At 72.0% G+C, this 23,121-nt stretch carries 21 protein-coding genes; 9 read left to right on the top strand and 12 right to left on the bottom strand.

Annotated features, from left to right (window positions below; all coding sequences use genetic code 11):
• Nucleotides 1-32: 32 nt before the first annotated feature.
• Entirely contained in the window at nucleotides 33-1,019 is a 987-nt protein-coding gene (locus tag ACFWPQ_RS08365) for an ArsR/SmtB family transcription factor (RefSeq protein ID WP_384031207.1), read from the top strand.
• Nucleotides 1,020-1,026: 7 nt separating this feature from the next.
• On the opposite strand, the gene ACFWPQ_RS08360 is transcribed toward ACFWPQ_RS08365, so the two are convergent.
• The 3 genes from ACFWPQ_RS08360 to ACFWPQ_RS08350 all read right to left on the bottom strand — a co-directional run bounded on the left by ACFWPQ_RS08360 (nucleotide 1,027) and on the right by ACFWPQ_RS08350 (nucleotide 5,207).
• Nucleotides 1,027-2,712: a thiamine pyrophosphate-binding protein gene (locus ACFWPQ_RS08360; RefSeq protein ID WP_384031205.1), complete on the bottom strand. Its 1,686-nt coding sequence runs from the start codon at nucleotides 2,710-2,712 to the stop codon at nucleotides 1,027-1,029.
• A complete protein-coding gene (gene speB, locus ACFWPQ_RS08355) occupies nucleotides 2,709-3,677 on the bottom strand; it encodes an agmatinase (protein WP_384031204.1) in 969 nt (322 codons plus the stop codon). Before speB ends, ACFWPQ_RS08360 begins: the two co-directional genes overlap by 4 nt.
• A 66-nt stretch (nucleotides 3,678-3,743) precedes the next feature.
• On the bottom strand, nucleotides 3,744-5,207 hold the full coding sequence (locus tag ACFWPQ_RS08350; RefSeq protein WP_384031202.1) for a sodium:solute symporter: 1,464 nt from the start codon (nucleotides 5,205-5,207) through the stop codon (nucleotides 3,744-3,746).
• A gap of 124 nt (nucleotides 5,208-5,331) precedes the next feature.
• Between ACFWPQ_RS08350 and ACFWPQ_RS08345 the strand changes: the two genes are divergently transcribed.
• Together ACFWPQ_RS08345 and ACFWPQ_RS08340 are read left to right on the top strand one after the other, a co-directional pair.
• On the top strand, nucleotides 5,332-6,882 hold the full coding sequence (locus tag ACFWPQ_RS08345) for a PucR family transcriptional regulator ligand-binding domain-containing protein (protein ID WP_384031201.1): 1,551 nt from the start codon (nucleotides 5,332-5,334) through the stop codon (nucleotides 6,880-6,882).
• Between the two features lie 65 nt (nucleotides 6,883-6,947).
• Nucleotides 6,948-7,736, top strand: coding sequence for a phosphatase (locus ACFWPQ_RS08340; RefSeq protein WP_384031199.1), 789 nt, complete (start codon nucleotides 6,948-6,950; stop codon nucleotides 7,734-7,736).
• Between the two features lie 88 nt (nucleotides 7,737-7,824).
• Here the strand turns inward: ACFWPQ_RS08340 and ACFWPQ_RS08335 are convergent, their stop codons facing one another.
• The 5 genes from ACFWPQ_RS08335 to ACFWPQ_RS08315 form a co-directional block, all read right to left on the bottom strand.
• Nucleotides 7,825-8,160, bottom strand: a complete 336-nt coding sequence (locus tag ACFWPQ_RS08335; protein WP_384031197.1) for a hypothetical protein — start codon at nucleotides 8,158-8,160, stop codon at nucleotides 7,825-7,827.
• A 146-nt stretch (nucleotides 8,161-8,306) separates the two neighbouring features.
• Entirely contained in the window at nucleotides 8,307-9,290 is a 984-nt protein-coding gene (locus ACFWPQ_RS08330) for a cation diffusion facilitator family transporter (protein WP_384031195.1), read from the bottom strand.
• A 9-nt stretch (nucleotides 9,291-9,299) separates the two neighbouring features.
• Nucleotides 9,300-10,166 carry an acyl-CoA thioesterase II gene (gene tesB, locus ACFWPQ_RS08325; RefSeq protein ID WP_384031193.1) on the bottom strand — a complete coding sequence of 289 codons (867 nt, stop codon included), beginning with the start codon at nucleotides 10,164-10,166 and terminating at the stop codon, nucleotides 9,300-9,302.
• Between the two features lie 35 nt (nucleotides 10,167-10,201).
• Entirely contained in the window at nucleotides 10,202-11,359 is a 1,158-nt protein-coding gene (locus tag ACFWPQ_RS08320) for an acyl-CoA dehydrogenase family protein (RefSeq protein ID WP_384031385.1), read from the bottom strand.
• A gap of 438 nt (nucleotides 11,360-11,797) precedes the next feature.
• On the bottom strand, nucleotides 11,798-12,397 hold the full coding sequence (locus ACFWPQ_RS08315) for a TetR/AcrR family transcriptional regulator (RefSeq protein WP_384031192.1): 600 nt from the start codon (nucleotides 12,395-12,397) through the stop codon (nucleotides 11,798-11,800).
• A gap of 86 nt (nucleotides 12,398-12,483) precedes the next feature.
• Between ACFWPQ_RS08315 and ACFWPQ_RS08310 the strand changes: the two genes are divergently transcribed.
• From ACFWPQ_RS08310 to ACFWPQ_RS08295, 4 genes are read left to right on the top strand one after another with little or no spacing between them, the layout of a single operon-like run.
• Nucleotides 12,484-14,100: a carboxyl transferase domain-containing protein gene (locus tag ACFWPQ_RS08310; protein WP_384031190.1), complete on the top strand. Its 1,617-nt coding sequence runs from the start codon at nucleotides 12,484-12,486 to the stop codon at nucleotides 14,098-14,100.
• Nucleotides 14,101-14,111: 11 nt separating this feature from the next.
• Nucleotides 14,112-16,088 carry an acetyl/propionyl/methylcrotonyl-CoA carboxylase subunit alpha gene (locus ACFWPQ_RS08305; RefSeq protein WP_384031188.1) on the top strand — a complete coding sequence of 659 codons (1,977 nt, stop codon included), beginning with the start codon at nucleotides 14,112-14,114 and terminating at the stop codon, nucleotides 16,086-16,088.
• On the top strand, nucleotides 16,085-17,032 hold the full coding sequence (locus ACFWPQ_RS08300; RefSeq protein ID WP_384031186.1) for a hydroxymethylglutaryl-CoA lyase: 948 nt from the start codon (nucleotides 16,085-16,087) through the stop codon (nucleotides 17,030-17,032). The genes ACFWPQ_RS08305 and ACFWPQ_RS08300 overlap by 4 nt, the downstream gene beginning before the upstream one ends.
• A 5-nt stretch (nucleotides 17,033-17,037) precedes the next feature.
• Nucleotides 17,038-18,198: an acyl-CoA dehydrogenase family protein gene (locus ACFWPQ_RS08295; RefSeq protein ID WP_384031184.1), complete on the top strand. Its 1,161-nt coding sequence runs from the start codon at nucleotides 17,038-17,040 to the stop codon at nucleotides 18,196-18,198.
• A 113-nt stretch (nucleotides 18,199-18,311) separates the two neighbouring features.
• On the opposite strand, the gene ACFWPQ_RS08290 is transcribed toward ACFWPQ_RS08295, so the two are convergent.
• Nucleotides 18,312-19,904, bottom strand: a complete 1,593-nt coding sequence (locus ACFWPQ_RS08290; RefSeq protein ID WP_384031182.1) for an MFS transporter — start codon at nucleotides 19,902-19,904, stop codon at nucleotides 18,312-18,314.
• A gap of 144 nt (nucleotides 19,905-20,048) precedes the next feature.
• Here ACFWPQ_RS08290 and ACFWPQ_RS08285 point away from each other — a divergent pair, with 144 nt between their 5' ends.
• On the top strand, nucleotides 20,049-20,567 hold the full coding sequence (locus tag ACFWPQ_RS08285; protein WP_384031180.1) for a winged helix-turn-helix transcriptional regulator: 519 nt from the start codon (nucleotides 20,049-20,051) through the stop codon (nucleotides 20,565-20,567).
• A 70-nt stretch (nucleotides 20,568-20,637) separates the two neighbouring features.
• Nucleotides 20,638-21,168, top strand: a complete 531-nt coding sequence (locus ACFWPQ_RS08280; protein WP_384031178.1) for a PaaI family thioesterase — start codon at nucleotides 20,638-20,640, stop codon at nucleotides 21,166-21,168.
• A gap of 123 nt (nucleotides 21,169-21,291) precedes the next feature.
• Here ACFWPQ_RS08280 and ACFWPQ_RS08275 read toward each other — a convergent pair whose 3' ends face one another.
• The 3 genes from ACFWPQ_RS08275 to ACFWPQ_RS08265 form a co-directional block, all read right to left on the bottom strand.
• Complete coding sequence (locus ACFWPQ_RS08275; RefSeq protein WP_384031176.1) at nucleotides 21,292-21,669, bottom strand: hypothetical protein; 378 nt, start codon at nucleotides 21,667-21,669, stop codon at nucleotides 21,292-21,294.
• 179 nt (nucleotides 21,670-21,848) lie between these two features.
• Nucleotides 21,849-22,184, bottom strand: coding sequence for a hypothetical protein (locus tag ACFWPQ_RS08270; protein ID WP_384031175.1), 336 nt, complete (start codon nucleotides 22,182-22,184; stop codon nucleotides 21,849-21,851).
• A gap of 706 nt (nucleotides 22,185-22,890) precedes the next feature.
• Complete coding sequence (locus ACFWPQ_RS08265) at nucleotides 22,891-23,109, bottom strand: hypothetical protein (protein ID WP_384031173.1); 219 nt, start codon at nucleotides 23,107-23,109, stop codon at nucleotides 22,891-22,893.
• Nucleotides 23,110-23,121 lie beyond the last annotated feature (12 nt).

Genomic DNA, 23,121 nt, shown 5'->3' with positions numbered 1-23,121 from the left:
CCGCCGTGCTGCGGCCGGACGGGGGGACCGTCGTGCTGCGCATCCATTTCACCGAGGCCGATCTGGCCCGCACCCGGCTGGCGTCCGAGCCGGATCCGCTCTGGGAGATCGCCCTGAGCCTGCACCGGTTGCAGACCCAGCAGGGGCGCAGCGCACACGCGGAGTGGTACCGGACCACCCGCGGCCGGCTGGCGGACGAGGGTCTGGAGGCGGCCTTACGCCACTTCCTGCTGCCGCTCTTCCCCAGATCCGCGTACTTCCCGGACTTCCTGACCCCGCCGGAAGGCGCCCAGGGCCTCACGGCTGGTCTGGCGGCGATCGTGGACACCCCCGCCGACCGGGTCCGCCGGGAGGTGGCGCGCTTCAGGTCGGTGGGGGCGCCGCCGTGGGCATCGCGCCTCGTGGACCGCGGGACGCGTCAGGACCTGGCGGGCGCCCTGCGGCGGTACCACGAGGTCGCCGTGGCGCCCTACCGGGAGCGGGCGCTGGCCCGGGTGGAGGCGGACCGCTCGGTCCGGGGGCGGGTGCTGCTGGCCGACGGTGTGGACGGGCTGCTGGGCGGGCTGGGGCCGCAGATGCGCTGGGAGGCCCCGGTGCTCCACGTGCACTATCCGGCGGAGGACCGGGACCTCAGGCTCGACGGACGCGGGCTCCTGTTCGTGCCGTCGTACTTCTGCTGGGGCCCGCCGATCGCGCTGGCCGACTCGGCGCTGCCGCCCGTGCTGGTCTACTCCCTGCTGCGCGAGACCCGGCCGGCCGCCGTGGGCCGGCCGCTCGGCGCGCTGCTCGGCCGGACCCGGGCCCGGGTGCTGCGCGGCATCGCGCCGGGCGCGACCACCGGCGAACTGGCCCGGCTGGCCGGGGTGTCGGCGCCCACGGTGAGCGAGCACCTCACGGCCCTGCGGGACGCGGGGCTCATCAGCAGCCTCCGGTACGGCACGAGCGTCCTGCACACGCTCACCCCGCTCGGGGCCGCCCTGCTGCAGGGCGCGGAGCGGCCGGCTACCCCGGTGCCCTGAGCCGCGGTCAGCCCAGGTGCGTCGGCGCGAACATCCGCAGCAGGGCCGGGAGGACGACCACCGAGGGACCGGGTGCGGACAGGGCCTTGGCCAGGTCCGTCTCCAGGGTCTCGGCGGACGTCCGGACGGCCGGGACGCCGAAGGACTCGGCCAGGGCCACGTAGTCGGGGCGGGCCAGTTCCGTCGCCGTGGCCTCGCCGAAGGCGTCGGTCATGTACTCGCGCAGGATGCCGTAGCCGCCGTCGTCGACGATCAGCCAGGTGACCGGGAGGTCGTGCTGCCGGGCCGTCGCCAGCTCGGCGACGGAGTAGAGGGCGCCGCCGTCGCCCGACACCGCGAGGACCGGGCGGGTCGGGTCGGCGACCGCCGCGCCCAGCGCCGCCGGGAAGCCGTAGCCGAGGCCGCCCGCGCCCTGGGCGGAGTGCATGAGGTTCGGCGCCTGGGCGTCGAACGCCGACCAGGCCCAGTAGGCCAGGATCGTCATGTCCCAGAAGGACGGGGAGCCGGCCGGCAGGGCGCGCCGGACCGACGCCAGCACCTCCTGTTCCAGGGTGAGTTCCTGGGCGGCGATGCGGGCGGCGACCCGGTCGAGCACGGTCCGTACCCGCTCCGCCGCCTCGTCGTCCTCGCGCGGGGTCACCGTCTCCAGGAGCGCCTGGAGCGCGAGGCGGGCGTCCGCGTGGATGCCGAGGGCCGGGTGGTTGGACTCCAGCTTGCCGAGGTCCGCCTCGATCTGGAGCACCCGGCCGCGCGGCCTGAACGTGTGGTAGTTCGAGGAGAGTTCGCCGAGTCCCGAGCCGACGACGAGAAGGACGTCCGCGTCCTCCAGGAAGTCGGTGGTGTGCCGGTCCTCCAGCCAGGACTGGAGGGAGAGCGGGTGGTTCCAGGGGAACGCGCCCTTGCCGCCGAAGGTGGTGACGACCGGGGCGTTCAGCGTCTCGGCCAGCTGCCGCAGCTTGCCGGAGGCGTCCGCACGGACCACCCCGCCGCCCGCGATGATCGCCGGACGGGCGGCACGGGACAGCAGGTCGGCCGCCACCGCGGTCAGTTCGGGGCGTGGAGGGAGTTCGTCGGGGGTCGCGTCGACCGCCGTCACCACGGGCAGCGCGGTCTCGGCGAGGAGCACGTCCTGCGGGATCTCCACCCACACCGGGCCGTGCGGGGCGGTCAGCGCCGACTTCCAGGCCGCCGCGAGCGCGGACGGGATCTGCGACTGGGTACGGACGGTGTGGACCGACTTCACCACGCCCCGGAACGAGGCCGCCTGGTCCGGGAGTTCGTGCAGGTAGCCGTGGCGGCCGCCGCCCAGGCCCGAGGTCGGGATCTGGCTGCTGATCGCCAGCACCGGGGCGGAGGCGGAGGCCGCCTCGTGCAGCGCGGCCAGCGAGGTCAGCGCACCGGGGCCGGTCGACAGGAGCAGCGGGGCCGCCTCGCCGGTGATCCTGCCGTAGGCGTCCGCCGCGAAGCCCGCGTTGTTCTCCACCCGCAGGCCCACATAGCGCAGCGAGGAGCGGCGCAGGGCGTCGAACATGCCGAGGGCGTGCTGGCCGGGCAGCCCGAAGACGGTGGTCGCGCCGAGCCCGGCCAGGGTCTCCACGACCAGGTCCCCGCCGTTGCGGCCGGCGGGAGGGTTCAGGGCTGCGGCCGTCTGCGCCTCGGTCGGGCGGAGCACCAGGTCGTGGTCGTGGGTCACTTCGCGCGCGCCTCGGCAATCTGTCGGGTCATGATCGTGGTCAGTTCGTACGCCGTGTGCGAGGCCGCCACCGAGGTGATCTCGGCGTGGTCGTACGCGGGGGCCACCTCGACGACGTCCGCCGAGACGAGGTTGCAGGAGGAGAGCCCGCGCAGGATCTCCAGGAGCTCCCTGGACGTCATACCACCCGCCTCGGGCGTGCCGGTGCCCGGGGCGTGCGCCGGGTCCAGGCAGTCGATGTCGATGGAGATGTAGAGCGGGCGGTCGCCGATGCGCTGCCGCAGCTGGTCGGCCACCTCGTCGGCACCCCGGCGGTAGATGTCCGCCGAGGTCACGATGCCGAAGCCCATCTTCTCGTCGTCGGTCAGGTCCTGCTTGCCGTACAGCGGCCCGCGGGTGCCCACGTGCGAGAGGGCGGAGGTGTCCAGGATCCCCTCCTCCACCGCCCGCCGGAACGGGGTGCCGTGCGTGTACTCGGCGCCGAAGTAGGTGTCCCAGGTGTCGAGGTGGGCGTCGAAGTGGAGCAGCGCGACCGGCCCGTGCTTCCTGGCGACGCTCCGCAGCAGCGGCAGGGCGATGGTGTGGTCGCCGCCGAGGGTCATCAGCCGGGCGCCGGTGCCGAGGAGCTCGTCCGCGGCCGCCTCGATGGTGTCGACGGCCTCGTTGATGTTGAACGGGTTGACGGCGATGTCCCCGCCGTCCGCGACCTGCGCCAGCGCGAAGGGGGAGGCGTCCTGTGCCGGGTTGTAGGGGCGCAGCAGCCGGGACGCCTCGCGGATGGCGTTGCCGCCGAAGCGGGCGCCCGGCCGGTACGAGACGCCCGAGTCGAACGGCACGCCCACCACCGCGACGTCGGCGCGGCCGACCTCGTCGAGGCGGGGCAGCCGGGCGAAGGTCGCGGGACCGGCGTACCGCGGTATGCGGGAGGAGTCGACGGGGCCGCGGGGCGTCTCGTTGCCGCTCATGAGGGGGTGCCTTCTTTCCTACGCTTCATCGCGTACGTACCGCTATGTGCTGCTTCTGCCACGACTCTACTGGTGGACCGGAACCGATTCGGACACGGGTTCGGGGGTGCCCCGGCCCGCGAGCCGTTCCCGCCAGTTGGCCAGCACGGCCGCGTCGGTCGGCCGCGTCGCCAGGGAGACGGCGACATAGGCGACGAGGGAGGAGAGGAGGCCGTAGTAGACCGGCTCGTTGGCGAGGATGCCGTAGCCCGCCATCAGGCCGATCACCGCGAGGCCGCCGACGACCACGGCGGCGAGGGCGCCCTGGACCGTGCCGCGCCTCCACAGCAGCCCGCCGAGGATCGGGACGAGGAGACCGCCGACGAGCAGGTTGTACGCCACGGTCAGCGCCTCGACGACGTCGTTGAGGGCGATGGCCGTGCCGATCACCCCGACCCCCATGACCAGGATGAAGACCCGGTTCCCCCGCACCTCGTCGTGTTCCCGTTCGCCGGACCCGGCCCTCCCCCGCAGCCGCGACCAGATGTCGTTGTTGGCGACGGTGGCGCAGGCGATCAGCGCGCCGGAGGAGGTCGACATCACCGCGGCCAGCGCGGCCGCCAGCACCAACCCGCGCACACCGACCGGGAGTTCGTCCTTGACGATGGTCGCGAAGGCGTCGTCCGGGCTGCCCAGCCTCGGGTACAGCACCCTGGCCGCCGTCCCGATCACCGCACCCGCGAGGGCGTAGACCAGGCAGTACGTGCCGGCCACCGTGCCGCCCCACTTCGCCGTCCGGTCGCCGCGCGCGGTGAAGACCCGCTGCCAAATGTCCTGCCCGATGAGCATGCCGAAGGTGTAGATCAGCACGTAGGTGAAGATCGTCTCGCCGCCGATGCCCAGCGGGTCGAAGTACGAGGTCGGCAGCTTCGCCCTCATCTCGCCGAACCCGCCCGCCTTCACCACAGCGACGGGCAGCAGGAGCAGCAGCACCCCGATGGTCTTCACCACGAACTGGACCATGTCCGTCAGCGTGATCGACCACATGCCGCCGAGCGTCGAGTAGGCGACGACGATCGAGCCGCCGAGGATGATCGCGACCGTCCGGTTCATGTCGAAGAGGACGTCGAAGATCGTGGCGTACGCGATGGTCGAGGTGACGGCGAGCATGAGGGTGTACGCCCACATCACGAGACCCGAGATCACGCCCGCCCGGCCGCCGTACCGGAGGTCGAGCATCTCGGAGACGGTGTACACCTTGAGGCGGGCGATCCGGGCCGAGAAGAAGACGGAGAGGGCGAGCAGGCCCAGGCCGATGGTGAAGACCATCCAGGCGCCGGACAGCCCGTACTGGTACCCCAGTCCGACCCCGCCGATGGTGGACGCGCCGCCGAGGACGATCGCGGCCATGGTGCCGGAGTACATGACGGGCCCGAGCCGGCGCCCGGCCACCAGGAAGTCGCTCTTCGACCTGGCGCGGCGCATGCCCCACCAGCCCATGGCCAGCATGCCGGCCAGATAGATCACGATCACTGCGTAGTCGACGGCCACAGGGCCCTCCTTCGCTGGGGGTCTCGCCGGCGGGTGACGGTCACCGACACTAGGTGGCCGGGAAGCGGCTGCGAAGTGTACGTTTCATCCATTCGAGCGGCACGGGATGGAGGAAACGCACACCATGCCGGATCCCGCGGTTCCCCCCACGCCACCGGTGCCCCTCGCTGCCCTGCTGGCCCGGGAGGACCTCGCCCTGCGCCTGATCGCCGGGCCGTCCGACCCCGCCTTGGTGATCCACTGGGTGCACACCTCGGAGATGGCCGACCCGTACCCGTACCTGCTGGGCGGGGAGCTGCTGCTGAGCGCCGGGGTGCACATCCCGGAGGCGGCGGGCTCGGGCACCTACTTCGACGACTACGTCGGGCGGATCGTGGCGGCGGGCGGCGCGGCCCTCGGCTTCGGGGTGGCCCCCGTGCACGACACGGTCCCGCGCGCCCTGGTCGAGGCCTGCGACACCTACGGCCTCCCGCTCGTCGAGGTCCCGCCGCAGACCACGTTCACCGCGGTCGCCCGCGCGGTCTGGCAGCTGATGGCCCAGGCCCGCCTCGCCGAGCTGCGCCGCGTCACCGAGGCTCAGCAGAGCCTCGCGGCCGCCGCGGGCCGCCCCGACCCGGTCCCGTCGGTCCTGCGCCAGCTGGCCCAGCGGGTGGGCGGCTGGGCGGCCCTGTACGGCCCGGAGGACACGGAGATCGCGTCGGCGGGCCGGGAGCCGACGACGCCGGTACGCGAGTCACTGGCCGAGCTGGCGGAGGTCGTACGGCCGTCGGGCCCCGGTACCCCCACCTCCGCCACCCACGCCACCGCCGGCACCCACCTCGCGGCCTACACCCTCGGCACCGGCTTCGTACTCGGCGTGGCCACCCCGGCCCGCGAACCGGGCGACCACACCATCACCTCGGTGGCCACGGTCCTGCTCACCCTCCTCACCGGCGAACAACAGAGCGGCTCGGGCGCGGCCCGCACCTCGGCACTCGTACGACTCCTGCTGGGCGGCAGCCCGGAGGAGGTGGCGCCCCTCCTGGGCAAGGGAACCAACTGGTTCGTCGTCCACGCCTCCCCGAACAACCAACGCGACCGTCCCCACCTTCTTCTAGGGGCGCGGGACCCTATCGATATGCGGCTCCGCCGCGGGGCGCGACCAGCCCCCACGCACCCGCACCCGCCCGACCTCCTGGCCGCCACGGCACTGAGCGCCGCACTGGGCTCGACTCTCATCGACCCCGTAGGGGAAGTCGTACGCATCCTGCTCCCCACCGACCGAGAACCCGGCCCACAGCCCGGCTGGACCCTCGGCGTCAGCGCCCCCGCACCTCCACAGCGGCTGGCCCTCGCCGACACCCAAGCGGCACGCGTCTTGGCCCGAGCGCGAGCGACCCGCACCTCGCTGCTGAGGCACGGCAGCCGCCCCGGCCTGGCCGAACTCGTCCCGAGGGAAGAAGCGCAGGCCCACGCCCGCGACCTCCTCGGTCCCCTCGCGGAGCACCCCGCCCTCACCGAGACGCTGCGCACCTGGCTCTCCCTGCACGGCAGTTGGGACCGTACGGCGGTCGCCCTGTCCGTCCACCGCAACACCGTGCGGCAGCGCATCGCCCGCTCCGCGGAGCTCCTCCGCGTCGAACTCGACGACCCGGACGTGCGGATGGAGCTGTGGTTCGCGCTGCGGCAGGAGTGAGTGACGCACGTCCCAGCGGGCGATACGCAGGGAAATCGCGCAGTGCGCTGCCTCACAATGGAGCCATGCCGATACCCGGGACGCCCAGCCGCGCCGAGCTCGTAGAGCACCTTGTGAAGACCCGTATCGCGGGCGATGTCGCCACGCCCCGCGAGAACAACCTGCTCCACTACCGCAAACTGGCCAACGGCGAGCGCAACTGGTGGCTGGGACTGGAACTCGGCGACCGCTGGACCGACGAGCAGGACGTGCTGGCCGTGATGGCCGAGCGGGTCGGGGTGAACGACGACCCCGAGTACCGGTACGGCCAGGACACCATCGACCCCGAGCTGACCGTGGACGGCCTGGACCGGCTGGCGGCGCGGCTGCGCAAGGCGGCCGAGGGGCGGCAGCGGGTGCTGTTCGCGACCGGTCACCCGGGCGGTCTGCTGGACGTGCACCGGGCGACGGCGGCCGCGCTGCGCACCGCCGGCTGCGAGATCGTGGTCATCCCGGACGGCCTGCAGACGGACGAGGGATACGTCATGCAGTTCGCCGACGTGGCGGTCCTGGAGCACGGTGCGACGCTGTGGCACACGCACTCCGGGGAGCCGATGAAGGCCATTCTGGGCGGACTCGAGCGCGAGGGCCGCCCGCTGCCGGACCTGGTCGTCGCCGACCACGGCTGGGCGGGCTACGCGGCGCAGGTGGGCCTGGACTCGGTCGGGTACGCGGACTGCAACGACCCGGCGCTGTTCCTCGCCGAGTCGGAGGGCACCCTCCAGGTGGCCGTACCGCTGGACGACCATGTGCTCAGCCCGCGGTACTACGACCCGATGACCGCGTATCTGCTGGCCGGGGCGGGACTGGCCTGACCGGCCGATGTGCGGCCCCCGGGAGCGGGAGCCGCACATCGTGGCCTGGTCCTAGACCCTGATTCCCTGGTGTGCTGACGGCGGTCGCTCAGAAGCCGAGGCCGCCGAAGCCGAAGCCGCCGTAGCCCAGGCCGCCGAAGCCTGCCACCCCGTACCCGACGGTGGGGACGACCACGACGGGGACGACGGCGACGGCGACCGGGTAGTACCCGTACCCGTAGTTGCCGTAGCCGTAACGGCAGTTGTTGAAGCCGCCCCGGAAGCCGTTGCAGCCGCCGTAACCGCCGCCGCCGGTGACGGCGCTCTGATGAGTGGAGGCGGGGACCGCCGTGGCGGTTCCCGCGGCGCCGATCGCGGCTCCACCGGCCAGCAGCAGGCCGGCGGCGGACATCGCCGCGATGCGCCTCGCGCGCTGTACTCGCATGGGAAATACCTTTCTGCCGGACTTACGTCCGCTACGCGGCACGTCCGCTATGCGGCACATGCACTGTGCGGCATTTCACTCATAGAGCTTAAATCCGGACAAGACGGACGGCACGTCGGGTGGTCACCGCCCGTGATCCCGCCAGGTCACCGGCCCGAAGTCGGCTCCGGAGCCGATCCTGCGGCCGGCCCCGGAGTGGGGTCCAGGTACACCCGGCCGATCGCCGGGAACGCGGCGCGCAGCCGCTGCTCGGCCCGCTCGCAGGCCCACTCGATCTCGGCCGCCGTCGACACGTCCCGGAAGTCCACCTTGGCGGCGACCAGCGCCTCCTCCGGGCCCTGCACCAGCGTGGTCAGCTCCAGTACGGCCACGATGTGCTCGGACTTCAGCAGCTCCGCCCGGATCCGCTCCCGCACGGGCTTCGGCAGCGGCCGCCCGATGAGCAGCTCGGCGTTGGACCGGCCCAGCACCCAGGCGACGTACAGCAGGAGCAGGCCGATGAGGAGGGAGGCGAGGCCGTCCCAGAGGCCCGAGCCGGTCAGCTGGCCGCCGAGCAGGCCGCCGGCCGCGAGCACCAGCCCGACCAGCGCGGCCGAGTCCTCCATCACCACGGCCTTCACGGCGGTGTCCGGGGTGTGCCGGAGGTACAGCTTGAACGGCGCCTTGAAGCGGGCCGCCTCCCCGCGCGCCTGCCTGAGCCCGGTGCGCAGCGAGAAGCCCTCCAGCACGAAGGCGACGGCGAGCACGATGTACGACACCAGCGGGTCGCCCGGCTTCTCCCCCACGGCCAGGGTGTGGATGCCGTCGTAGAGGGAGAAGACCGCGCCGCCGACGAAGGTGGCGACGGCGGCGAGCATGGCCCAGATGTACCGCTCGGGGCCGTAGCCCAGCGGATGCTCCTCGTCGGCGGGTTTCTCGCTGCGCTTGAGGGCGGTGAGCAGCAGCAGTTCGGTGACGGTGTCGGCGACCGAGTGCGCCGCCTCGGAGAGCATCGCGCTGGAGCCGCTGACGACTCCGGCGACCGCCTTGGCGACCGCGATCCCGAGGTTGGCGACGGCGGCGACGATCACCGTGACGGTGCTCTCGCCGCCGCCCTGCCGGGCTTGTTCGAGGTGTTCGGCTTGGGCCATGCCCCAGTTCTACCTGGGGACGCGGACCACACCCTCCTGGATCACGGAAATGGCGAGTGAACCGTCCTGGGTGTAGATCCGGGCCTGGCCAAGCCCGCGGCCGCCGTGCGCGGACGGCGACTCCTGGTCGTAGAGCAGCCACTCGTCGGCACGGAACGGCCGGTGGAACCACATGGCGTGGTCCAGCGAGGCGCCCACCACGTCCCCGACCGCCCAGCCGCCGCGGCCGTGCGCGAGCAGGACGGAGTCGAGGAGGGTCATGTCGGAGACGTACGTCGCGAGGACGACGTGCAGCAAGGGGTCGTCGTCGAGTTTGCCGTTCGTCCGGAACCACACCTGGCTGTGCGGCTCGCGCGGCTCGCCGTACTTGCCGAACGGCGGCTCCTCGACGTAGCGCAGGTCGATCGCCTCGCGGGCCTCGAGGAACTTCTCCACGACAGCGGGGTCGAGGTGGCCGTAGTCGCGGAAGCGTTCCGCCGAGGTGGGCAGGGTCTCCGGGTCGGGCGCGGCGGGCATCGGGGCCTGGTGTTCGAGGCCCTCCTCGGCCAGCTGGAAGGAGGCCGACAGGGCGAAGATCGGCCGGCCGTGCTGGACGGCGACCGCGCGCCGGGTGGTGAAGGAGCGGCCGTCGCGAATGCGCTCGACGGTGTAGACGATGGGCGCGCCCGGGTCGCCGGGGCGCAGGAAGTACGCGTGCAGCGAGTGGGCGTGCCGGTCCGCCGGGACCGTGCGCCCGGCGGCGACCAGCGCCTGGGCCGCGACCTGTCCGCCGAAGACGCGCGGGACGACGGCGGACCGGGACTGGCCGCGGAAGATGTTCTCCTCGATCTGCTCCAGGTCGAGCAGATCGAGGAGAACACTTAGTGCCTGGTTCATGGCACCTTTTCTACTGGCGGGTTGTTGCGGTTGCCCTACAGGCCCATGTCCTTCGCGATGATCGTCTTCATGATCTCGCTGGTGCCACCGTAGATGCGGTTGACGCGGTTGTCCGCGTACAGGCGGGCGATCGGGTACTCGTTCATGAAGCCGTAGCCGCCGTGCAGCTGGAGGCAGCGGTCGATCACGCGGTGGGCGACCTCGGTGGTGAACAGCTTGGCGCTGGCGGCCTCGGCCGGGGTCAGCTCACCGGCGTCCAGGGCCTCCGTGGCGCGGTCGACGACGGCCTCGGCCGCGTCCACCTCGGCCTGGCAGGCGGCCAGCTCGAACTTGGTGTTCTGGAAGGCGGCGACGGGCTGGCCGAAGACGACGCGGTCCTGGACGTACTGCTTGGCGAACCGGACGGCGGCCTTGGCCTGCGCGTAGGCGCCGAAGGCGATGCCCCAGCGCTCGGAGGCGAGGTTGTGGCCGAGGTAGTAGAAGCCCTTGTTCTCCTCGCCGAGGAGGTCCTCGGCCGGGATCTTGACGTCGACGAACGCGAGCTCGGCGGTGTCGGAGGTCTTGAGGCCCAGCTTGTCGAGCTTGCGCCCGACGGAGTACCCCTCCGCCTTCGTGTCCACCACGAAGAGCGAGATCCCGTGCCGACGGTCTTCCTTGGTCGGGGCGGAGGTCCGGGCACACACGATCATCCGGTCGGCGTGCACGCCGCCCGTGATGAAGGTCTTGGCGCCGTTGAGGACGTAGTGCGTGCCGTCCTCGCTGAGCTTGGCGGTGGTCTTCATGCCCGCGAGGTCGGAGCCGGTGCCCGGCTCGGTCATCGCGATCGCCCACATCTCCTCGCCGGAGACGAACTTGGGCAGGTACCGCTTCTTCTGCTCGTCCGTCGCCAGCAGCTTTATGTACGGCAGGCCGAGCAGCACGTGCACACCGGAGCCGCCGAAGGCGACGCCCGCGCGGGCGGTCTCCTCGTACAGGACGGCCTCGAACTTGTAGGAGTCGATGCCGGCGCCGCCGTACTCCTCGTCGACGCGGATACCGAAGACGCCCAGTTCGGCGAGCTTGTAGTAGAACTCGCGGGGGGCCTGGCCAGCTGCGAACCACTCGTCGTACACGGGTACGACCTCGGCCTCGATGAAGGCGCGGATGGTCTCCCGGAACGCCTCGTGATCCTCGTCGAACAACGTACGGCGCACGGCCGCCACCTCCACGGACTCCGGCATGTCTAAGCGCTTGCTCAGACCCCAAGGTACCGGTGGGTAGCCGACGGGTCCAGGGTGGAAGGGGGAGCGAGGGGGGTAACGCTCGTCACGCCGCCACCCACCCGGGGGCACCCGGGGGGAATCCGCCGCACCCCTCACCTCACCGCCCACCGGAGATCCCGCCACCGCACCCCCGAGCCCCACCCACCAACAATCCGCCGCGACGGCGATCGGCCACGACGGCGCGGACCGGCGGTGCCGAACCGGCCCGAGGCAGTTCCGGCACCGCCGAGCACCATCGTCGTGGCTCATCGCCGTCGCGGCGGATTGAAGGAGGCCGATTCAAAGGGGCGGGCGAAGCGGGGCGGGCACATGCAGGCAGGCGCGGCGGGGCGGGCGCGGCGAGGCGTCGCCGTTCCCCCGCCCCCGCCCTCACTCCTCCCCCGCCGCCTCGAACGCGCCTCTCGCCATCCGGTGGAGCAGGACCGCCGTCGCTCCGCGGCCCGGGAGGGAACCCGGTCGGCCCAAATGCGGGGTGGAGTTCAGGAGGCCGAAGACCGAGTGGACCGCGGAGCGCGCCGCGGGCTCCGCGAGCGTCGGGTAGACGCCGCGGAGGACCTCCACCCACAGCTCGACGTACTGGCGCTGGAGCTGCCGCACCAGCTTGCGGTCGCTGTCGCGCAAGCGGTCCAGCTCCCGGTCGTGCAGGGTGATCAGTGGACGGTCGTCGAGGGCGAAGTCGATGTGGCCCTCGATGAGGGAGTCCAGGACCGCCGAGGGCCCGGTCTCCCCGTCGGCCTCCGCCAGGCGGCGCCTGGCCCCCGTCAGCAGCTGCCCGCTGATCCCCACCAGCAGCTCCGCGAGCATCGCGTCCTTGCCCGCGAAGTGCCGGTAGAGACCGGGCCCGCTGATGCCGACCGCGGCACCTATCTCGTCCACGCCGACGCCGTGGAAGCCGCGCTCGGCGAACAGCCGGGCGGCCTCCTTGAGGATCTGCTCGCGGCGGGTCGGGGCGTCGGTTCTCGTGACCATGAAGGCAATTCTAGACAGGGAGGTTAGCGGTCGTTAACCTGAAGGAAATGCGTTAACGCTCATTAACATAGTGAGGGGATCGCGGCATGGACCAGGCACCGGAGCTGACGAGCGCGGCGGACCCCGCGTCGGAGGCCTTTCGGGCCAACGAGGAGGCGCACCGCGTCCTCGTGGACGAGCTGCGCGCCAAGCTCGCCGCGGCCGCGCTGGGCGGCGGTGAGAAGGCGCGCGCCCGGCACACCGCGCGGGGGAAACTGCTGCCCCGGGACCGGGTGGACACCCTGCTCGATCCGGGATCCCCGTTCCTGGAGCTGGCTCCCCTGGCCGCCGAGGGGATGTACGACGGGGCGGCCCCGGCCGCAGGCGTGATCGCCGGGATCGGGCGGGTCAGCGGCCGCGAGTGCGTGATCGTCGCCAACGACGCCACGGTCAAGGGCGGCACCTACTACCCGATGACCGTGAAGAAGCACCTGCGGGCGCAGGAGGTGGCCCTCGACAACCGCCTGCCGTGCGTCTACCTGGTCGACTCCGGCGGCGCCTTCCTCCCCATGCAGGACGAGGTCTTCCCGGACCGCGACCACTTCGGGCGGATCTTCTACAACCAGGCCCGGATGTCGGGGGCGGGCATCCCGCAGATCGCGGCCGTCCTCGGTTCGTGCACGGCGGGCGGCGCGTACGTCCCGGCGATGAGCGACGAGGCCGTCATCGTCCGGAACCAGGGCACGATCTTCCTCGGCGGCCCCCCGCTGGTGAAGGCCGCCACCGGCGAGGTCGTGACCGCCGAGGAGCTGGGCGGCGGCGAGGTCCACTCCCGCGTCTCCGGTGTCACCGACCACCTCGCCGAGGACGACGCGCACGCCCTCCGCATCGTCCGGAACATCGTCGCCACCCTCCCCGCCCGGCGCTCCCTGCCCTGGGAGGTCACCCCGGCCGTCGAGCCCAAGGCCGACCCCTACGGCCTGTACGGCGCCGTCCCGGTCGACCCCCGCACCCCCTACGACGTCCGCGAGATCATCGCCCGGGTCGTCGACGGCTCCCGGTTCGCCGAGTTCAAGAGCGAGTTCGGGCAGACCCTCGTCACCGGCTTCGCCCGCATCCACGGCCACCCGGTCGGCATCGTCGCCAACAACGGCATCCTCTTCTCCGAGTCCGCCCAGAAGGGCGCCCACTTCATCGAGCTCTGCGACCAGCGCGGCATCCCCCTGGTCTTCCTGCAGAACATCTCCGGCTTCATGGTCGGCAAGGACTACGAGGCAGGCGGCATCGCCAAGCACGGCGCGAAGATGGTCACGGCGGTGGCCTGCACGCGGGTGCCGAAGCTGACCGTCGTCGTGGGCGGTTCGTACGGCGCGGGCAACTACTCCATGTGCGGCAGGGCCTACTCCCCCCGCTTCCTGTGGATGTGGCCCAACGCCAAGATCTCGGTGATGGGCGGCGAGCAGGCCGCCGGCGTGCTGGCCACGGTCAAGCGGGACCAGCTGGAGGCGCGGGGCGAGTCGTGGCCCGCCGACGAGGAAGAGGCCTTCAAGGCGCCCGTCCGCGCCCAGTACGAGCGCCAGGGCAACGCCTACTACGCGACGGCCCGCCTCTGGGACGACGGGGTCATCGACCCGCTCGACACCCGGCAGGTGCTGGGGCTGGCCCTGACGGCCTGTGGCAACGCGCCGCTGGGTGAGCCCCAGTTCGGCGTCTTCCGGATGTGAGGAGGGGACTCGTGTTCGACACCGTACTCGTGGCCAACCGGGGCGAGATCGCCGTCCGGGTCATCCGTACGCTGCGCTCGCTGGGCGTCCGCTCGGTGGCCGTGTACTCCGACGCCGACGCGGACGCCCGGCACGTCCGGGAGGCCGACACGGCGGTCCGGATCGGTCCGGCGCCGGCGGGCGAGAGCTATCTGTCGGTGGCGCGGCTGCTGGAGGCGGCCGCGGTGAGCGGTGCCCAGGCGGTCCACCCCGGGTACGGCTTCCTCGCCGAGAACGCCGCCTTCGCGCGGGCGTGCGAGGAGGCCGGGCTGGTCTTCATCGGCCCGCCCGCGGACGCGATCGCGCTGATGGGCGACAAGATCCGTGCGAAGGAGACGGTGCAGGCGGCCGGGGTACCGGTGGTGCCCGGCGGCCGCGATCCCGAACTGGCCGACGCGGCGCGCGCATTGGGCGCCCCCGTACTCCTCAAGCCCTCCGCCGGTGGCGGTGGCAAGGGCATGCGGCTGGTGCGGGACCTGGCCCTCCTGGACGAGGAGATCGCGGCCGCCCGCCGCGAGGCCCGCGCCTCCTTCGGCGACGACACCCTCCTCGTCGAGCGGTGGATCGACCGCCCCCGGCACATCGAGATCCAGGTCCTGGCCGACGGCCACGGGAACGTCGTCCACCTCGGCGAGCGCGAGTGCTCGCTCCAGCGCCGGCACCAGAAGGTGATCGAGGAGGCGCCCTCGGTCCTGCTCGACGAGGAGACCCGGGCGGCGATGGGCGAGGCCGCGGTGCAGGCGGCGCGCTCGTGCGGGTACGTCGGCGCGGGCACGGTGGAGTTCATCGTGCCGGGCGGCACTGTACCTGTCGGGGGGACACCCCCCGAACCCCCCGTCTCGTCGTTCTACTTCATGGAGATGAACACCCGCCTCCAGGTGGAGCACCCGGTCACCGAGCTGGTCACCGGCCTGGACCTGGTGGAGTGGCAGCTGCGGGTGGCGGCCGGCGAGCGGCTGCCCTTCGCCCAGGACGACATCACGCTCACCGGGCACGCCGTGGAGGCCCGGATCTGCGCCGAGACCGTGTCGGTCAAAGAGGGCGCGCGCGGCTTCCTGCCCACCGGCGGCACGGTGCTGTTGCTGCGGGAGCCGCACGGCGACGGCGTCCGCACCGACTCCGGGCTCCACGAGGGCACCGAGGTCGGCAGCCTGTACGACCCGATGCTGTCCAAGGTGATCGCGTACGGCCCGGACCGCGCGACCGCGCTCCGGAAGCTCCGCCGGGCCCTCGCGGAGACGGTCACGCTGGGCGTGCAGACCAACGCGGGTTTCCTGCGCCGCCTCCTCGCCCATCCGGCCGTGGTGGCGGGCGAGTTGGACACGGGCCTGGTCGAGCGGGTGATGGACGACCTGGTCTCCACGGACGTACCGGACGAGGTGTACGAGGCGGCGGCGGCCGTACGCCTGGAGGCGCTGAAGCCGGTCGCGGCGGACGGGCGCTGGACGGACCCCTTCTCCGTGCCCAGCGGCTGGCGCATCGGCGGTACTCCCAGGCCCGTCGGCTTCCACCTCCGGGTGCAGGACCCGGTGGAGTACGTCCCGCGCGGCACGCACACCGTCACCGCCGACCGCGTGTCGGTGAACCTGGACGGCGTCCGGCACACCTTCCACCGCGCCGCCGACTGGCTCGGCCGGGACGGCGACGCCTGGCAGGTCCGCGACCACGACCCGGTCGCCGCCTCGCTGAGCCGCAGCGTCCACGCCGGTGCCGACTCCCTCACCGCGCCGATGCCCGGCACGGTGACCGTCGTGAAGGTCGCCGTCGGGGACGAGGTCACCGCCGGTCAGAGCCTGCTGGTGGTGGAGGCGATGAAGATGGAGCACGTCATCTCCGCCCCGCACGCCGGCACGGTCGCCGAACTCGACGTGAAGCCCGGCGCCACGGTCGCCATGGACCAGGTGCTGGCCGTGATCGCCCCGCACGAGGACGAGGAGGAGACGGCATGACCGCCCAGGAGTCCGGCCTCCCCATGGTCGTACCGGCCACGGATCTACCCGCCCGGGTCCGCATCCACGAGGTCGGCGCCCGCGACGGCCTGCAGAACGAGAAGACGGCCGTACCGACGTCGGTGAAGGCCGAGTTCGTGCACCGCCTGGCCGACGCCGGCCTGACGACGATCGAGGCGACCAGCTTCGTCCACCCCAAGTGGGTGCCCCAACTGGCCGACGCGGAGGACCTGTTCCCCCAGCTCGCCGACCTGCGGGGCGTCGCCCTCCCCGTCCTGGTCCCCAACCAGCGCGGCCTGGACCGCGCCCTCGGCCTCGGCGCCCGCCGGGTCGCCGTCTTCGCCAGCGCCACCGAGTCCTTCGCCAGGGCCAACCTCAACCGCTCGCTGGACGAGTCCCTGGCCGTCTTCGACCCGGTCGTCCGGCAGGCGAAGGACGCCGACGTGCACGTCCGCGGTTACGTCTCGATGTGCTTCGGCGACCCCTGGGAGGGCGCCGTCCCGCTCCACCAGGTGGTCCGGGTCTGCAAGGCGCTGCGCGACATGGGCTGCGACGAGCTGAGCCTGGGCGACACGATCGGGGTCGCCACCCCCGGCCACGTCCTCGAACTGCTGTCCCTGCTCAACGAGGAGGGCGTGCCGACGAACGTCATCGGCGTGCACTTCCACGACACCTACGGCCAGGCGCTCGCCAACACCTACGCGGCCCTGGAACACGGCGTGACGACGGTCGACGCGTCCGCCGGCGGGCTCGGCGGCTGCCCGTACGCCAAGTCCGCCACCGGCAACCTCGCCACCGAGGACCTGGTCTGGATGCTCCAGGGCCTCGGCATCGAGACCGGAGTAGACCTCGGCAAACTCACCGCCACCAGCGTGTGGATGGCCGAACAACTGGGCCGACCCAGCCCGTCCCGCACCGTCCGCGCCCTCTCCCACCAGGAGTGACGACCATGGACCACCGCCTCTCCCCCGAACTGGAAGAACTCCGCCGTACGGTGGAGGAGTTCGCGCACGACGTCGTGGCGCCGAAGATCGGCGACTTCTACGAGCGGCACGAGTTCCCGTACGAGATCGTCCGCGAGATGGGCCGCATGGGCCTGTTCGGGCTGCCGTTCCCCGAGGAGTACGGCGGGATGGGCGGCGACTACCTGGCCCTCGGCATCGCCCTGGAGGAGCTGGCCCGAGTGGACTCCTCGGTCGCCATCACCCTCGAAGCCGGAGTCTCCCTGGGCGCCATGCCCATCCACCTCTTCGGCACGGACGAGCAGAAGCGCGAATGGCTCCCCCGCCTCTGCGCCGGCGAGCTCCTGGGCGCCTTCGGCCTCACGGAGCCGGACGGCGGCAGCGACGCGGGCGCCACCCGCACCACCGCCCGCCTGGACCCCGCCACCGACGAGTGGGTGATCAACGGCAGCAAGTGCTTCATCACCAACTCGGGCACGGACATCACGGGGTTGGTGACCGTCACCGCGGTGACCGGCCGCAAGCCGGACGGCAAGCCGCTGATCTCCTCGATCATCGTCCCCTCCGGCACCCCCGGCTTCACGGTCGCCGCCCCCTACTCCAAGGTCGGCTGGAACGCCTCCGACACCCGTGAGCTGTCCTTCGCCGACGTCCGGGTCCCGGCCGCCAACCTGCTCGGCGAGGAGGGCCGCGGCTACGCCCAGTTCCTCCGCATCCTCGACGAGGGCCGGATCGCCATCGCGGCCCTCGCGACCGGCCTGGCCCAGGGCTGCGTCGACGAGTCGGTGAAGTACGCGAAGGAACGGCACGCCTTCGGCCGCCCGATCGGCGCCAACCAGGCCATCCAGTTCAAGATCGCGGACATGGAGATGAAGGCCCACACGGCCCGCCTGGCCTGGCGCGACGCGGCCAGCCGCCTGGTCGCCGGCGAACCCTTCAAGAAGGAGGCGGCCCTGGCCAAGCTGTACTCCTCCACCGTCGCCGTCGACAACGCCCGCGACGCCACCCAGGTCCACGGCGGCTACGGCTTCATGAACGAGTACCCGGTGGCCCGGATGTGGCGCGACTCCAAGATCCTGGAGATCGGGGAGGGCACGAGCGAGGTGCAGCGGATGCTGATCGCGCGGGAGCTGGGGCTGGTGAGCTGAGGCCGGCCGGCGGCTTCCCCGGCCACGGGATTCCTGCCGGGCCGCGCGTCAGTTCGCCGTCGTGGTGGTGCGGTGCGGCATCAGTTCGCCGTGACGGTGGTGTTGGTGCAGCGTCAGTTCGCCGTGGCCGTGGTGTGGTGCGGCCGGTTGCGTACCAGCAGGGCCGAGGCCACGGCCGCGCACAGGAACACGGCGGCGACGACGGTCATGCCGGCGTGGACGCCGGAGGTGAAGGCGTCGCCGATCGCGGCGGTCACGTTCGGCGGCGTCGCCCCGTGGCCGCCGCCGGTGCCCGTGGAGACGGCGTGCTCGACGGCCGGCCAGGCGGCCCGGGGGACGTGGTGCGCGTCGAGCCGGTCGGGCAGCCGGGACTGGAGCCGACTGGCGAGCAGGGCGCCGAGCAGGGCGGAGCCGGTGACCGACCCGATCTGGCGGAAGGCGTTGACGGCTCCGGAGGCCATGCCGGCGTGCTCGTGGGAGACGCTGACCAGGGCGGCGGCGGTGCTCGGCGCGGCCACCATCCCGGACGCGGCACCGAAGAGCACGTACAGCCACCACACCCGGGCGTAGGGGGTGGTCGGCTCCACCGTGGTGAACCCGGCCGTGGCGGCGGCTCCGACGAGGAAGCCCAGGGTCAGCGGCAGCTTGAACCCGGTACGGCGGATCACGCGTCCGGTCGCGTAGGCGACGACGACGTAGACGCCGAAGAAGGCCAGCAGCCGCCAGCCCACGTCCAGGGCGGAGAGCTGCTGGACACGCTCGTAGAAGAGCACCGAGAGGATGGCCACCCCGGTGAAGCCGAACAGGGAGACGGCCGCGACGAACATGACGGCGCTGAACGACGGCGACCGGAACAGGCTCATGTCCAGCATGGGGGTGCGGGCGGCCCGCTCGACGAGGACGAAGCCGCTCAGCGCCGCGGCCGCGACGATCCAGGCGACGAGGATCCGGGGGCTGGTGTAGCCGTCGTGCCCGCCTTCGATGAGGGCGTAGACGAGGGCGGCTATGCCCAGGGCGGCCAGCACCTGGCCCGGGATGTCGAGCTTGCCGGCGGGGCCGCGCGACTCGGCGACGAAGACGGCGGCGGCCATGGTGACGACCGCGAGGGCGGCGGTCGACAGGAAGACCGTGTTCCAGTGGAAGTGGTCCAGCAGGGTGCCCGCGATCAGCGGTCCGGCGGCGAGTCCGATGCCGGAGGCGGCCGCCCAGGCGGTGACGACCTCGGTGCGCCGGTGCGGGTCCGGGAAGGCGGCCCCCAGGATGGCCAGGCTGTTGGGCAGGATGAGGGCGCCGCCGAGGCCGGAGACGAGCTGGCCGGCGATGACGCCCCCGGTCGAACCCGACGCGTACACGGTGAGCGATCCGATGATCATGACCACGGCGCCGGCGAGGAAGGCGCGCTTGCGGCCGTAGAGGTTGCCGATGGTGCCCGCGGACATCACCAGGCTGGCCACGAGCAGGGTGTACGCGGAGGGGATCCAGACGAGGCCGGTCGGGGAGACGTGCAGGTCGTCCTGGATGGCCGAGAGGGCCGACACCGATGCGGTGATCAGCAGGAAGGTCGTCATCGCGCCCAGGCACATCGCGACGAGGGTGACGGCCGCCGCGCGCCGGGAGGGCTGGTCGGAGCGGGAGGGGAGCCGGTCGCCGGGTTGCCGGTCGGTCCGCTTGAGCCGGCCCGGTGCGGGGGTGGGGGTGGAAGCCATCGTGTCCTCGTCTCGGCCGAGCTGCGGGCAGCGGGCGGCAGTGCCCTCGAAGACCCGAGCTGACTTACGATTGCAGAAGTCAGCTGTGACGCTATAGGCTGACTTCGTATGAGGCAAGTCAGGCGGAGGGTGGAGGTCGGAGAGATGACGGACCTGGTGCGGGAACGGGACGCCTGGTCCATGGCCAACTGCTCCGTCGCCCGGACTCTGGAGATCGCCGGCAACCGGACGGCGGTGCTGATCATGCGCGAGGCGTTCTTCGGCACCCGTCGCTTCGACGACTTCGCCAGGCGGGTGGGCATCGGCGAACCCGCCGCCGCGGCGCGCCTGAAGGAGCTGACGGCCGCCGGACTCCTGGAACGCGTGCCGTACCAGGAACCCGGCCAGCGGACCCGGTACGCCTACCGGCTGACCGACAAGGGACGGGACTTCCTCCCCGTCCTCACGGCGTTGCGGCAGTGGGGCGACACCTGGGCCGCGGACGAACAGGGGCCCCCGGTGGTCGTACGCCACCGGGACTGCGGCGCCGCGGTGCACGCGGTGCTGCGCTGCGACGACGGCCACGACGTGCGGCGCGGGGAGTCGTTCGTCGACGCGGGCCCGGGCCTCATCCGCGTCGCCCCGGAGAGCCACGAACCCGACGGCGGCGGCGACGGCGACTGAGACGCCCGGCAGGACGACACGGCGGGCGACAGCCCGTCACACGCCACAGGAAGCACTACGAGGAGTTGTCTTGACGCTCGACTTCCAGCCCGGACAGACGTCCAGGTCACGTACGTTCAGCTGGGGAGACCCGGCCGTGTCCGCCGGCGCCGTCCCGGACCACAGCGGTCTCGGCTTCCTCCGCGAGATCCTGGCCGGGCGGCTGCCCGCCCCGCCGATCACCGCCGCCCTGGGCATCACCCTGGAGGAGGCCGAGTACGGCCGGGCGGTCTTCGCGCTGGTGCCGGGCGAGGAGCACTACAACCCGATAGGCAGCGTGCACGGCGGCGTCTACGCCACGCTCCTCGACTCGGCGGCCGGCTGCGCGGTGCAGTCCGTGCTGCCCCAGGGCACCGGGTACACCTCGATCGACCTGACCCTGAAGTTCCTGCGCCCCATCACCGTCGACACCGGCAAGATCCGCGCCATCGGCACCGTCCTCAACAGCGGCCGCCGCACCGCCCTCGCCCAGGCGGAACTCCGCGACTCCGAGGACCGACTGCTGGCCCACGCCACCAGCAGCTGCATGCTGTTCCCGGTCGGGGGCGGCCAGGGCACGTGAGCCTGGGGGCGGTGCTGACCTGCGGGAACCACCGACTGAAGTTCTCGCGGGCCGACGCACATCCCAGCGCGCCCCCGCACGGCGGCCTCTTCGCCTTCGTCCCGAACCTGCCGGGACCGTTCATCAGTCCGGCAGGCAGGAGCGGAATCGGTGGAGCAGCTCCAGTGCCGCAGGGCTCGCCGCGTCGAAGGTCTGGCGTTGTTGTTCGGCAGGGAGACCCGGGCCCCAGATGCGGGCACCGTGACAGCGGAAGCAGAAGGCGATCTCGAAGAGCGGATCGGTGGAGCTGTGCGCCCGGATTCCCCAGCCCGGTAGGAAGCAGCGGTACGGCTCGCTTCCCGGCAGGCCGGCGATCAGGGACAGGGCCTGCCGGGCTTGGTCTCCCTCCCAGACCGCGGCAGTGTCGCCGGCCAGGTCCTCCGAACCGAGGTGCCTGACGGGGTCGGTGATGCGGACGACCTCGATGAGTTCGGTCTGCCCGTGCGTGGGCGGCAGCAGCATGCCCCCAGCCTCTCAACGACGGCGCATGGACGTCAGCGGAACAGCTCGGGCATCGGGCATCGGGCATGCCGACCGGACACCTCCACAGCGCCCCGGCCGTCGTTCTCCCGGAGCCTGCCGAGCGGCCTCGGAAGGCCGGGCGCAGGGATTCGGGCTAGCGGCTGGGCTGCTGTACCGCATCACAGATCCACTCGGGTCACCGTCTCCGTGCTCCCCTGCCGCAGCACGACGTGGGCCGGCCTGAACGGCAGACCGCGAAGGGTCGGCTCCATCACCTTGAAGAGCGCCTCAGCATCAGGCCCGTAGGCGTACAGGACGGCTTCACCACCGCCGAACTCGTTCCCGTCCACCTCACCGACCCCCGCCTCTTCGACGGCGGCCGTCATGGTGCGCTCAGCGTCGAAGACCGCCTCCCGCTCGGCACGCGAACCGTACTGGTCGTCGCTCAGCCGGTAGTGAGCAATGACGGCTTCTTCCGCCGTCTCCGGTTCGGGAAGATCAAAGGGCTTGTCCATGCAGGCACGATGCCACCAGCCTCTGACAACGCGCCCGCACTGTGCCGGCCGCCCATGGCCCTAGAGCCGACTTCGCCACCATGGCACGTCCAGGCTGTCAGCCGTGATCACCTTGGCTCTGGCCAGGATCTTCCGGTCGAGGGCCCGTACGAGGGCGCGTAGCTCACGCGCGCTCTTCCTCGGCAGGGCGTGGAGCACGGTTTCGAGGTGGCCGCGGAAGTCGATGCCGTAGCAACCGCACTCAAGGATGCCGCAGTCAGGACCTACGAGTGGCGTCGCAAGTTGTCTGAGAGGGCCGTGGGCCAGGGCCTTCCAATGCCAGAACGCTTCTTCCGTGGCTTCGGGCCAGAAGCGGGTCCGCTCAAGCCGACGCAGGTCAGCTGTGCAAGATCCTGAGAGGTGGTCGATGAACGGATACCGTCGCCGCCTCGGCCGGCGGGCAGGAAGGTCGCCTCGCAGGGCTGACGGGCGCCTACGCGGCATCGCCCCTTCGGTTGTCGGTCATGAGGGCAAGGTACAGAACGACGTGTTCGGTGGCCACCGCGTATCCGGTGGCCGAAGCCCTCAGCTTGGGAAGCCAAGGGCATCTAGCGCTTGCTCCCGGCCTGACCTGCGGCGGAGGGACGCGAGCACGCGGTGGACGGTCGATTGCTTCCCCGCTGTTCCCCGTGGTTCCCCGCACGATCTGGCACACGTCTGGCACGCGTCATTCGTCGTCGCGGCTCTCCAAGACCAGCCCTGCGGAGCCTTGTTCGAGCCCGTTGTTCTCCGCCAGGTGGTGGTGAGCCCCGTCCGGCGTGCCGTCCTGAGCGAGAGTGAGGAGGTGGCCGGCCGGCATCTCCTGGGCGGCATGCGGTGGGACCTGCGGAAACTTGCGCAGGTGTGCCGTACAACCCTGAAGGGGCTCCAGGTGTCTTGTGGGCATCCTGTCTTCCTA

This window comes from Streptomyces sp. NPDC058464 (assembly GCF_042721035.1).
GTDB lineage: Bacteria > Actinomycetota > Actinomycetes > Streptomycetales > Streptomycetaceae > Streptomyces.
Note: the sequence above shows the minus strand (reverse complement) of the source record. Positions and strands in the feature narration are given on the sequence as shown.